The 11,655-nt window shown below is 33.4% G+C and carries 10 protein-coding genes and 1 pseudogene; 1 reads left to right on the forward strand and 10 read right to left on the reverse strand.

Annotated elements, in window-relative coordinates:
- Nucleotides 1-95 precede the first annotated feature (95 nt).
- Nucleotides 96-1,202 carry a cytochrome-c peroxidase gene (locus tag FPG59_RS09555; protein ID WP_254906675.1) on the forward strand — a complete coding sequence of 369 codons (1,107 nt, stop codon included), beginning with the start codon at nucleotides 96-98 and terminating at the stop codon, nucleotides 1,200-1,202.
- A 55-nt stretch (nucleotides 1,203-1,257) separates the two neighbouring features.
- On the opposite strand, the gene FPG59_RS09560 is transcribed toward FPG59_RS09555, so the two are convergent.
- The 10 genes and pseudogenes from FPG59_RS09560 to FPG59_RS09605 all read right to left on the reverse strand — a co-directional run bounded on the left by FPG59_RS09560 (nucleotide 1,258) and on the right by FPG59_RS09605 (nucleotide 11,544).
- Nucleotides 1,258-1,680: a hypothetical protein gene (locus FPG59_RS09560; RefSeq protein WP_086454386.1), complete on the reverse strand. Its 423-nt coding sequence runs from the start codon at nucleotides 1,678-1,680 to the stop codon at nucleotides 1,258-1,260.
- Between the two features lie 199 nt (nucleotides 1,681-1,879).
- On the reverse strand, nucleotides 1,880-2,752 hold the full coding sequence (gene sucD, locus FPG59_RS09565) for a succinate--CoA ligase subunit alpha (RefSeq protein ID WP_086454387.1): 873 nt from the start codon (nucleotides 2,750-2,752) through the stop codon (nucleotides 1,880-1,882).
- A gap of 94 nt (nucleotides 2,753-2,846) precedes the next feature.
- Nucleotides 2,847-3,209, reverse strand: a complete 363-nt coding sequence (locus FPG59_RS09570) for a hypothetical protein (protein WP_086454388.1) — start codon at nucleotides 3,207-3,209, stop codon at nucleotides 2,847-2,849.
- Between the two features lies 1 nt (nucleotide 3,210).
- Nucleotides 3,211-4,140, reverse strand: a complete 930-nt coding sequence (locus FPG59_RS09575) for a UDP-3-O-(3-hydroxymyristoyl)glucosamine N-acyltransferase (protein ID WP_086454389.1) — start codon at nucleotides 4,138-4,140, stop codon at nucleotides 3,211-3,213.
- 53 nt (nucleotides 4,141-4,193) lie between these two features.
- Nucleotides 4,194-4,760: an elongation factor P gene (gene efp, locus FPG59_RS09580; protein WP_086454390.1), complete on the reverse strand. Its 567-nt coding sequence runs from the start codon at nucleotides 4,758-4,760 to the stop codon at nucleotides 4,194-4,196.
- Between the two features lie 111 nt (nucleotides 4,761-4,871).
- Nucleotides 4,872-5,657 (reverse strand): acyl-ACP--UDP-N-acetylglucosamine O-acyltransferase, encoded by a 786-nt coding sequence (gene lpxA, locus FPG59_RS09585; protein ID WP_086454391.1) that lies wholly within the window; start codon nucleotides 5,655-5,657, stop codon nucleotides 4,872-4,874.
- Between the two features lie 70 nt (nucleotides 5,658-5,727).
- Nucleotides 5,728-7,116, reverse strand: coding sequence for a bifunctional UDP-3-O-[3-hydroxymyristoyl] N-acetylglucosamine deacetylase/3-hydroxyacyl-ACP dehydratase (locus FPG59_RS09590; RefSeq protein ID WP_086454394.1), 1,389 nt, complete (start codon nucleotides 7,114-7,116; stop codon nucleotides 5,728-5,730).
- Complete coding sequence (gene lpxD / locus FPG59_RS09595; protein WP_086454392.1) at nucleotides 7,109-8,152, reverse strand: UDP-3-O-(3-hydroxymyristoyl)glucosamine N-acyltransferase; 1,044 nt, start codon at nucleotides 8,150-8,152, stop codon at nucleotides 7,109-7,111. The genes FPG59_RS09590 and lpxD overlap by 8 nt, the downstream gene beginning before the upstream one ends.
- Nucleotides 8,153-8,192: 40 nt before the next feature.
- Nucleotides 8,193-9,423 (reverse strand): annotated as a pseudogene (locus tag FPG59_RS09600) (HD domain-containing protein).
- A 198-nt stretch (nucleotides 9,424-9,621) separates the two neighbouring features.
- Complete coding sequence (locus tag FPG59_RS09605) at nucleotides 9,622-11,544, reverse strand: amino acid permease (RefSeq protein WP_086454393.1); 1,923 nt, start codon at nucleotides 11,542-11,544, stop codon at nucleotides 9,622-9,624.
- Nucleotides 11,545-11,655 lie beyond the last annotated feature (111 nt).

Genomic DNA, 11,655 nt, shown 5'->3' on the forward strand with positions numbered 1-11,655 from the left:
AACATTAATAGAATCATTATGAAAAAAAATTCCTATCATTAATCGGCTTTATTTTAGTTCTAAGTTGTAGTAAAAATGATGACGCAAATGAATATGTGGCTATTGATCCCTATCCTAATATTACAACAACATTTACCGGCAAAATAAATGTTAACAAACTAGATAATTATTCGAACCAAACGATTCCTAGCTATATCACTAAAGATAATACTGCAGGGAATGCCATTACAGATAAAGGCGCTACTTTAGGACGGGTCTTATTCTACGATAAGAATTTATCGTCAAAAAATACCATCTCCTGCTCCTCTTGTCACATTCAAGCAAATGCTTTTGGAGATGTTGCAGCAGCTAGTACAGGAGTAAACGGAACAACTAGTAGACACTCCATGAGATTAATAAATACTAGATTTTCAAATGAAAATAAATTCTTTTGGGATGAAAGAGCTTCAACTTTAGAGAACCAAGTAACCCAACCTATTCAAGACCATATTGAAATGGGTTTTAGTGGTACATTAGGCGATGGCAACTTTACTGCATTAATTACTAAACTACAAAACATAGGGTATTATAAAGAATTGTTCAAGTTTGTATATGGATCAGAGGATATTGCTGAAAACAAAATTCAGCTTGCTTTATCACAATTTGTAAGAAGCATTCAATCATTTGATGCAAAATATGATGTGGGTCGCGCCCTTGTTGCAAATGACAATCAACAGTTTCCTAATTTCACAGCTCAAGAAAACCAAGGTAAAAAATTATTTTTAACACCACCTGTTTTTGACGCTACTGGAAATAGAACTGCTGGAGGAGTAGGTTGTGCGGGTTGCCATCAAGCTCCTGAATTTAGTATTGATCCAAACAGTAGAAATAATGGAATAATCGGGATACTAAATGGAAATGGAATTGACATCGCAAATACTAAATCACCATCACTTAGAGACTTGGTAAAAGCAGATGGAAGTACCAATGGCGCTTTCATACATACCGCAAATTTGAATACGCTTCAAAATGTAATTGGCCATTACAGCACAATAAACCTAGCACCTGGAAATACAAATCTTGACGCTAGGTTAAGGCCAAATGGTTTTGGTCAAAAATTAAATTTAAATGCCTCAGAAGTAGACGCTTTAATCGCCTTTCTAAAAACCTTAACTGGAACAAATGTCTATGTAGATACAAAATGGTCAACACCTTTTAAATAACATAAAAGTCCCCAAATGTAGATTTGGGGACTTTTAATTTTTAATCAAAATGAACTTAAAAAGCTACATTCCATCTTGGTAATCTTCCATTTTCATCAAAGAAATTTTGTAAAATCACACCTTCAACTGCAGTTGGAATTCCTTTTGAGTCTGTATTAAAAGTTTCATACCAAACTACTTCAAGCGCGGTAATGTCTTCAATTTTCATTTGTGCTGGCCAAGAATATTTTCTTCCCGTTTTAGCAAATTGATGCCCCTCTACAATCTTGTCATAAAGTCCGCCATTTTTTGCTTTTAAAGCACCATTATTTTGAACAGTTCCTGTAGAACCTACCATAATCAATTCTTTTGAATCACCTATGGCATACACTAAAAACACCCCTGATCCATCAGAAGCATTGCAAACTTCAGCAAGACTATCTTCAATTGTGAAAGAAAATTGATTGGTAACTTTGAATTTTTCTAATTCTTTGTACATATATATTATTTATTAGGAACTAGCCATGAACATCATTTTACGAGTAGTAAAATAAACCATAACAAGTTCATTTGCATTTTATTGATTTTGCTGTAAAATCAGATTTTCAATAAAGTGCAAAGGTATTTTTTTAATTCTATTTATCATAAAAAAGCCTCACAAATTGTGAGGCTTTACTATTATTTAGAAAAAGCTTAGATTAACCTAAAACTTCTTTTACTTTTTTACCAATTTCAGCTGGTGAATCCACAACGTGAATACCACATTCTCTCATGATTTGTTTTTTAGCCTCAGCTGTATCGTCAGAACCTCCAACAATTGCACCTGCATGCCCCATTGTACGTCCTGCTGGAGCAGTAACTCCTGCAATGAAACCTACAACTGGCTTACGGTTTCCATCCGCTTTGATCCATTTTGCAGCATCAGCTTCCAGTTGACCGCCAATTTCACCTATCATTACGATACATTCAGTCTCTGGATCATTCATTAATAACTCAACAGCTTCTTTTGTAGTAGTTCCGATGATTGGATCTCCACCAATACCGATTGCAGTAGTGATTCCTAAACCTTGTTTTACTACTTGATCAGCTGCCTCATAAGTTAAAGTTCCTGATTTAGACACAATACCTACAGTTCCTTTTTTGAATACAAAACCTGGCATAATCCCTACTTTAGCTTCACCTGGAGTAATAATCCCAGGACAGTTAGGCCCTATCAATCTTGCATTTCTTTCTTTTACATAACTGTTTGCTTTTATCATATCAGCAACAGGAATTCCTTCGGTAATTGCAATGATTACTTTAATCCCAGCATCAGCAGCTTCCATAATAGCATCAGCAGCAAAAGCTGGTGGTACAAAAATGATAGTTGTATCAGCACCTGCTTGGTCAACAGCATCTTTTACAGTATTAAATACAGGTCTATCTAAGTGACTTGTTCCTCCTTTACCAGGAGTTACACCACCTACAACATTGGTACCATACTCGATCATTTGAGAAGCATGGAAAGTACCTTCACTTCCTGTAAAACCTTGAACAATTATTTTGGAATCTTTGTTAACTAAAACACTCATGATATATTTTTTATGTAGTTTTTAAAATGGTTATGCAAAAGTATAAAATAGTAATCAGTAATCAGTATTCAGGGTTCAGTTTTTTGACACTAAATTATGATAATTGACTCATTTGATATCCGCGATATAATTTTTGATCTTTAATTTGCCAAATTACAATAAAATGAGCTAAAAGCATTTCTTCTCTTGGATTTTCAATTGTTTTAACAAAATGAGAATAACGCACTGATACCAAATCATTTTCGGCAATAATGTGACTAATTCTAACTTTTGATCGAACATAAGCTTTACTTATTTCATCTGAAAGTAATAATAATGAAGAAAAATCATGTTCGACAAATCCTTTGCTACTATTCCACTCTAAAACTATTTCTGGATGCAAAAATTCTTTTAGAAGGGTACTATCAATTAAAGCATCTGATTTATAAAAATTTTGAACTATTTCTTTAGCAGACATATTACTTCAGTTTATTTAAAATTTCTGGAATTTTTTTAATATTAGCCAATTGCTTCAACTTTTCCCTAGATTCTTCTATAGGTGTACCAAAATAGGATTTACCACCTTCAACAGATTTAGTAACTCCAGTTTGTCCCATAATAACAGCTTTTGCCCCAATTGTGATTCCACTAGTTGTGCCTACTTGTCCCCACATGGTTACTTCATCCTCAACAATTACACAACCTGCAATACCAGTTTGAGATGCAATTAAACATTTTTTACCAATAACGGTATCATGTCCAATATGAACTTGGTTGTCAATTTTTGTTCCTTCACCTATGGTTGTATCTCCAGTCACTCCTTTATCAATGGTACAAAGAGCACCTATCCCAACATTGTCTTCAATAACAACTCTACCACCAGAAACCAATTGATCATAACCCTCTGGACGTTTTTTATAATAAAAAGCATCAGCCCCTAAAACAGTACCAGCATGTATAATAACATTGTTACCTATTACAGTATGGTCATAAATAGACACATTAGAATGGATTAAACAATTATTACCAATTTCCACATGATTTCCAATAAAAGTATTGGGTTGAATGACTGTTCCTTCACCAATTACAGCAGTGTTAGAAATAGCAACATTCGAAAATTGAAAAGGTTTAAAATGCCTTGTTAAAACATTAAAATCTCTAAAAGGATCATCAGACAATAACAATGCTTTACCCTCTGGACAATCAACCTCTTTATTGATTAATATTATGGTTGCCGCAGATTGTAATGCTTTATCATAATATTTAGGATGGTCAACAAAAACGATATCGCCTGGTACCACTACATGAATTTCATTCATACCGTAAACAGGAAAATCAGCATCACCAATGTATTTACAATTGATGATGCTTGCTATTTCTTGTAAAGCATGTCTTTTTTGGAACTTCATTTACTATTTTTTATTAAAATCAAAATATTTTGAAAAATAGAACAAGTAAGAACTTATTCTTTCACGCGCTCCATGTAAGAACCACTTGCTGTATCAATTTTAATTTTGTCACCTTCATTGATAAATAAAGGTACATTCACACTAGCACCCGTTTCTACCGTAGCAGATTTAGTAGCATTGGTTGCTGTATTTCCTTTTATCCCTGGCTCAGCATAGGTAACTTCAAGAATAACTGAAGCTGGCATATCAACAGATAAAGGCAAATCAGTTTCTGTATTGATACTTACCATTACATTTTCACCTTCTTTTAATAAATCAGGAGAATCCAAAATATTTTTGTTTAATGTAATTTGTTCAAAAGTTTCTGTGTTCATAAAATGAAACTGATCTCCTTCTGGGTACAAAAATTGGAATTTGTGGTTTTCAACGCGAACTTCATCAATTTTGTGACCTGCCGAAAAAGTGTTATCTAATACTTTACCATTTGTTAAACTTCTTAATTTTGTTCTCACAAATGCTGGCCCTTTTCCTGGCTTAACATGTAAAAATTCAATAATTTTATAAATATCATTGTTGTACTTGATACACAATCCGTTTTTAATATCTGATGTAGATGCCATTTGAATGTTTGTTTAATTTATCTGTCCTAATTCTAAAATAAGAGAATATAGGAAATGAAAATGAGTTACTTAATTATTTTGTTTTTTTTGATTCTTATTTTGGAAATAGAATTAATAGTTCCCAGAATATCCTTTCATAACACCTCGTGAAGAATTTCTGATAAAATCAATTATTTCATCTCTTTCTGGAGTTGCTTCCATTTCGGCTTCAATAATTCCCAAAGCTTGAGTGACATTGTAATTTTTTTGATATAAAATTCTATAGATGTCTTGAATCTCTCTTATTTTATCAGAAGAAAATCCTCTTCTTCGTAAACCTACAGAGTTTATCCCTACGTATGACAAAGGTTCTTTAGCCGCTTTTGTATATGGTGGAACATCTTTTCTCAACAAAGATCCTCCTGAAATCATAGCATGATCACCTACACTTATAAATTGATGAACTGCTGACAATCCACCTATTATGGCATAATTTCCAATGGTTACATGGCCACCAAGTAAAACACCATTAACAATAATGGCATTATTACCAACATGGCAATCATGAGCAATATGCGCCGTTGCCATAATAAGGCAATTATCACCTATTACAGTTTGACCAGAAGCAATAGTACCTCTATTGATAGTTACACATTCTCTAATGGTACAATTATCGCCTATAATTACTAGTGAATCCTCTCCGCCAAATTTTAAATCTTGAGGAACTGCTGAAATGACTGCTCCAGGGAATATATTACAATTTTTTCCAATTCTTGCACCTTCCATAATGGTAACATTTGAACCTATCCAAGTTCCATCTCCAATAACAACGTTATTGTGAATGGTTGTAAATGGTTCTATTACAACATTTTTGGCAATTTTAGCACCCGGATGAACATAGGCTAGTGGTTGATTCATCAGCTCTTTTTTATTAATTTTAAATTATTGCAATTGAAAGTTTAATGCTTTAAAACATATCAATCCAATTTTACTGTTTTTTTGCAATCTGCGCCATAAGTTCTGCCTCGGCTACAAGCTTACCATTTGCGTAAGCATTTGCTTGCATGTGACATATTCCTCTACGGATAGGCGTGATCAAATCACATTTAAATATCAATGTATCACCAGGTAATACTTTATGTTTGAATTTCACATTATCAATTTTCATGAAATATGTCAAATAATTTTCAGGATCTGGAACCGTACTTAAAACCAGTATTCCTCCTGTTTGAGCCATAGCTTCAACAATTAAAACACCTGGCATTACGGGAGCTTCTGGAAAATGTCCTACAAAGAAATTCTCGTTCATGGTCACATTTTTCATACCTACCACGTGACTTTCAGACATTTCAATGATTCTATCAATTAATAAAAATGGAGGTCTGTGAGGCAACACCGCCATAATTTTATGAATGTCCATCAAAGGTTCTTGATTCAAATCATAAACAGGAACGTAGTTTCTTTGTTCAATTTTTATGATTTTTGCCATCTTTTTTGCAAATTGTGTATTCACAAAATGACCTGGTTTATTGGCAATTACTTTTCCTTGAATGCGTGTTCCTATCAAAGCTAAATCACCAACTACATCAAGTAATTTGTGTCTTGCAGCCTCATTAGGATAATGCAACGTTAGGTTATCTAGAATCCCATTTGGTTTAACCGAAATTTCATCTTTACCAAATGCAAGCTTTAAATTTTCCATTGTAGATGCTGAAATTTCCTTATCAACATATACAATTGCGTTGTTTAAATCGCCACCTTTAATTAATCCATTTTCTAATAAGGACTCTAATTCATGTAGAAAACTAAAAGTTCTAGAATCAGCAATTTCATTTTTAAAATCGGTAATACTTTTTAAGTTTGCGTTTTGAGTTCCTAATATTTTAGTTCCAAAATCAACCATGGTTGTAACGCAGTATTGATCACTTGGCATTACTAGAATTTCACTTCCAGAAGCTTCGTCAAGATATGAAATTACCTCTTTTACAACATATACTTTGCGTTTTGCATTTTGCTCTTCAAAGCCTGCATTTTCTAGCGCTTCAACAAAATATTTAGAAGAACCATCCATAATAGGAAGTTCAGAAGCATTTAATTCAATTATAATATTATCAAGATCACAACCTATTAATGCCGCCAAAACATGCTCTGGAGTTTGAATCTTTACACCAAGTTTTTCAAGATTAGTTCCTCTTTGTGTGTTTACCACATAATTAGCGTCAGCTTCTATCACTGGCTGCCCCTCTAGATCAACTCTCACAAAAGTAAAACCATTATTTACTGGAGCTGGTTTAAAAGTCATTTTAACTTCTTTTCCGGTATGTAAGCCCACTCCTGTAAGTGAAATTTCTGTTTTGATGGTTTTCTGTTTAACCATTGTTTCCATTTTTTTGGTTTAAAATTTTCTTTTTTAATTCTTCTATTTCAGCTACAATTTTAGGTAAGTTTTTAAAATGCACATATGACTTACTAAAATCATTGTACCCAAAGGTAGGACTACCTTGTAAAACTTCATTGTCTTTTATGTTTCTCCCCACACCTGATTGGGCTTGAATACGAACATTGTTACCTATTGTTAAATGGCCAGATATGCCAACCTGACCTCCTATCATACAGTTTCGGCCGATTTTTGTAGAACCAGCTACACCAGTTTGAGCTGCAATAACCGTGTTCTCCCCTATCTCAACATTGTGAGCAATCTGAATTTGATTGTCTAACTTTACTCCTTTTCTAATTATAGTAGATCCCATTGTTGCTCTATCTACAGTAGTACAGGAACCTATATCAACATTATCTTCAATAATTACATTACCTATTTGAGGTATTTTTGTGTACGTCCCGTCAGGATTTGGTGCAAAACCAAAACCATCAGATCCGATAATTGCACCAGAGTGAATGGTACAATTTTTTCCAATAATTGTTTCCGAATACACTTTTGCACCAGCAAAAAGAATTGTATTATCTCCTAAAAATACGTTATCCCCTACAAAACAATTTGGATAAATTTTTACATTATCACCAATTGAAACGTTTTCGCCAATATAACTAAAGCTTCCTAAATACAAATTAGCTCCTAAAATTACATTTTTAGAAATAAAAGAAGGTTCTTCAACCCCCGCTTTATTGAGTTTTACTTGATTATAAAATTCTAATAATTTGGTAAACGAGGCATAAGCATCATCAACTTTAATCATTGTTGTGTTTACCATATTATCGGGTGCAAAACTTTGATTAACAATTGTAACAGATGCTTTTGTAGTATAGATATGGTTGTTATATTTAGGATTTGAAAGAAAAGTAAGTGAACCCTCAATACCTTCTTCAATTTTTGATAATGTAGAAACTTCAGCCATAGGATTCCCTATTACTTCTCCCTCCAGAATCTCCGCTATTTGTGCTGCTGTAAATTTCATTGCGACAAAAATATAAAAAAATAGATTTTAAATGCTGTTTTTATAACAGTTGTTTTGGGAAACATAAATAATACTTGGTCACTAACTTTGATAAGGATTTCAAATTTAACTGATCAGATGACTCAATTACGTCTTCAATTGTGCTGTCTTTTTGTAAGAATACGTATGGGCTCAGCCTCTTTACTGTATGCTTGATTCTTGATTTTTCCTTTAAAAATAAAATAATTGGTATCGGCAATAGAAATAGAATTTTGAGCAGCAAAACGTTCTTGCATAGGCTGTAAATCCTCAAGAGTTACTTTATCATTTGTTAATTTAATTTTTAACAAATCTCTGTTGACAATCATTTTGCTTAGAGAAGACAGAATAAAATCATCGTTTTTTTGCCAACTTTTTAAGGCTCCTATGATATCAAAATCATCTAATTGCGCAAATAAATCTAATGTAGTTTCGTCAAAAGTATCAATGGTAACTTTATTTTGCATAAAATATAAAAGTGGGTCACTACAAGGAAGATCTATCCCTTTCAAAGTAAGTTCTTTTGCACGTTTCAAAATTTTCATTAATATCAACTCGGCTACAAGACTTGTTTTGTGTAAATACGCTTGCCAATACATCAATCTTCTTGACATTAAGAATTTTTCTACCGAGTATATTCCTTTCTCTTCAATAACTAAATAATCATCAACCACATTCATCATTTGGATTAAACGCTCCGAATTTACATTGCCCTCAGCAACACCAGAGTAAAAACTATCTCGTTTTAAATAATCCATCCGATCCATATCTAGTTGACTAGAAATCAATTGCAACATGAATTTTCGATTGTATTCTCCTTTAAAAACCTGGATTGCTAAACTGAGTTGCCCATTAAAGTCATTGTTTAATTTATTCATAAAAAGCAATGAAATAGCTTCATGATGCACATCCTCTACAATACTTTTTTCCATGGCATGAGAAAAAGGACCGTGCCCTATATCATGGAGTAAAATGGCAATATAAAGAGCATTTTCCTCTTCTGTAGAAATTGCAACACCTTTAAAACGCAATACATCGACCGCTTTCTGCATCAAGTGCATACAACCTAAAGCATGGTGAAAACGAGTATGATTAGCGCCTGGATAAACTAAATAGGACAATCCCATCTGAGAAATCCTTCGTAAACGCTGAAAATAAGGATGCTGAATTAAGTCGTAAATTAAAGCATTTGGAATGGTAATGAAACCGTAAATGGGATCATTAAATATTTTGAGTTTATTGATTTGAGTCACTATGGGTGTACATTTTAGATAGCAAATATAGGAAAATGGATTTTGGATTGTCAAAATTATAAATATCCTTTCTATTGCAATTATTTTTAAAATAAAGATTTAAAACTCTTGAAAAATTTTTCAGGTCTAGCAAAAAAAGCTTTTAAAAACAACAAACCTTTATTTGCATAAAGGTTTGTCAAGATATTTAAAAAAGTTTTAAATGTTAAGTTTACTGTTTTTTTGGCTAAAGCCAAAATAAATCACCAGCCCAATAAGCAACCAAACTCCAAAATAAATCCAGTTCCATACACTTAATTCAGCCATCATATACAAACAACATATTAGTCCAAGTAAAGGAATTAGGGATAAATTTTCTTTGTAAGACCAAACTGTAAGTCCTAAAAGTGTGATGATAAAAATCCACATTGGAATTTTGTGCTTGAACAAGCTAAAACCACTTTCATATTTAATAGCATCATCAACAGGAAGTCCCGAAATAATTTTTGCATACGCTGCATCATCTTCTTGATACTGACTTAACAACTGCTCTAAATCAGGTGTTTCTGTTGTAGTATTTTTTGGATCAACTGTAACTAAGTATTGGTAAACTTTTTGAGTTTCTTCTTTATTTAAAGCAGTAATAATAGCTGATGAACTGTTAGCCTGAGTTTCATTCGTAATAAAATCCATTGTTGCTTTATTGTTATACCCAAATGCAGCCACAATTCCTATAACTAATAATACAGGCATGATAAACTTAGAATTCACATAAGGTGTTTTAAACTTACCACGAGGAATATCTTTTTTATTTTGCAACACTAATACACCAGCACAAACCAGCACAAAAGCAAATAAAGTCCCAATACTGCATAAATCAGTCACCAATGTTAAGTTTAAAAACAAAGCAGGAACAGCAACAACAAAACCAGTTACAATAGTTGCAAAAGATGGTGTTTTAAATTTAGGATGTACTGTAGAAAAACGTTTTGGCAACAAGCCATCACGACTCATACTCATCCAGATACGAGGTTGTCCCATTTGAAAAACCAATAAAACACTTGCCATAGCCACAACCGCACTAACAGCAATAATTCCCGACAGCCATTTAAGATCTAATTTTTCGAATACAAAAGCAAGCGGATCACCTACATTAAGAAGGTCATAGCTTACCATACCTGTAAGTACAAGTGCAATTGCAATATACAACAGTGTACATATAATGATAGCCCACATCATTCCGCGAGGTAAATCACGTTGTGGATCTTTGCACTCCTCGGCAGTTGTAGATATTGCATCAAAACCAATGTAGGCAAAAAATACAGCTGAAACTCCTTTTAAAACCCCCGAAACTCCATTTGGAGCAAACGGATCCCAATTAGCAGTATCTACATAAAAAACACCCACGGCTATTACTAAAAGAACAATGCATAATTTTACAACAACCATGATATTACTCGCATTTCGGGATTCTTTCATACCACGGTAAATTAAAGCAGTAATCAATACAATAATAAGTAAAGCAGGTAAATCAGCAACAAAATGAAAAGAACCAATTACTGGAGATGTATTCCAAGCCGTGTAAGCATCTTGCAGCGCAGGACTTAAATCCGCATAGCTTTTTCCTGCTTGCATGAGCGCTGTGGCTTCATCAAATCCACGTGACGCCGATAAGAAATCCATTTGAATCCATTGTGGCAAATGAATACCTCCGCTAGAAAGTAAACTGGTAAAATAATCACTCCAAGATATGGCCACCGTGATATTCCCGACTGAATACTCCATGATCAACGCCCAACCTATTATCCATGCAATTATTTCACCAAAAGCAACATACGAATACGTATAAGCACTTCCAGAAACAGGAACCATTGAGGCAAATTCAGCGTATGCAAAAGCAGCAAAACTGCAGGCAATAGCCGTAAACAGAAACAAGAAAATTACCGCTGGCCCACCATCAGCACTTGCTTTACCAATGGTACTAAAGATACCAGCTCCTACAATTGCGGCAATTCCAAAAGCAGTTAAATCCCTAGCTGTTAAGTGTTTTCCTAATGCATTATGACCGTCTGCATTATTTTTTTCAACTTGATTTAATATATCTTGAACTGTTTTTTTTCTAAATAAACCCTTTAATGCCATGTTGACTATTTTAATTGATACTATTAGTGCAAAACTTCTATGTAAAATATTCCTAAAAGTTAGTTGCGGTTTCAAAAGTATAAAACTAATTGAATTAATACGGTTTTATAC

Origin of the sequence: Flavobacterium sp. FPG59 (assembly GCF_002150205.1) — a bacterium.
Taxonomy (GTDB): Bacteria; Bacteroidota; Bacteroidia; order Flavobacteriales; family Flavobacteriaceae; genus Flavobacterium.

Excerpts from the sequence above, each read along its gene's own strand:
- FPG59_RS09560 (WP_086454386.1), bottom strand. The coding sequence starts at position 1,680 with ATGTACAAAGAATTAGAAAAATTCAAAGTTACCAATCAATTTTCTTTC.
- sucD (WP_086454387.1), bottom strand. The coding sequence starts at position 2,752 with ATGAGTGTTTTAGTTAACAAAGATTCCAAAATAATTGTTCAAGGTTTT.
- FPG59_RS09570 (WP_086454388.1), bottom strand. The coding sequence starts at position 3,209 with ATGTCTGCTAAAGAAATAGTTCAAAATTTTTATAAATCAGATGCTTTA.
- FPG59_RS09575 (WP_086454389.1), bottom strand. The coding sequence starts at position 4,140 with ATGAAGTTCCAAAAAAGACATGCTTTACAAGAAATAGCAAGCATCATC.
- efp (WP_086454390.1), bottom strand. The coding sequence starts at position 4,760 with ATGGCATCTACATCAGATATTAAAAACGGATTGTGTATCAAGTACAAC.
- lpxA (WP_086454391.1), bottom strand. The coding sequence starts at position 5,657 with ATGAATCAACCACTAGCCTATGTTCATCCGGGTGCTAAAATTGCCAAA.
- FPG59_RS09590 (WP_086454394.1), bottom strand. The coding sequence starts at position 7,116 with ATGGTTAAACAGAAAACCATCAAAACAGAAATTTCACTTACAGGAGTG.
- lpxD (WP_086454392.1), bottom strand. The coding sequence starts at position 8,152 with ATGAAATTTACAGCAGCACAAATAGCGGAGATTCTGGAGGGAGAAGTA.
- FPG59_RS09605 (WP_086454393.1), bottom strand. The coding sequence starts at position 11,544 with ATGGCATTAAAGGGTTTATTTAGAAAAAAAACAGTTCAAGATATATTA.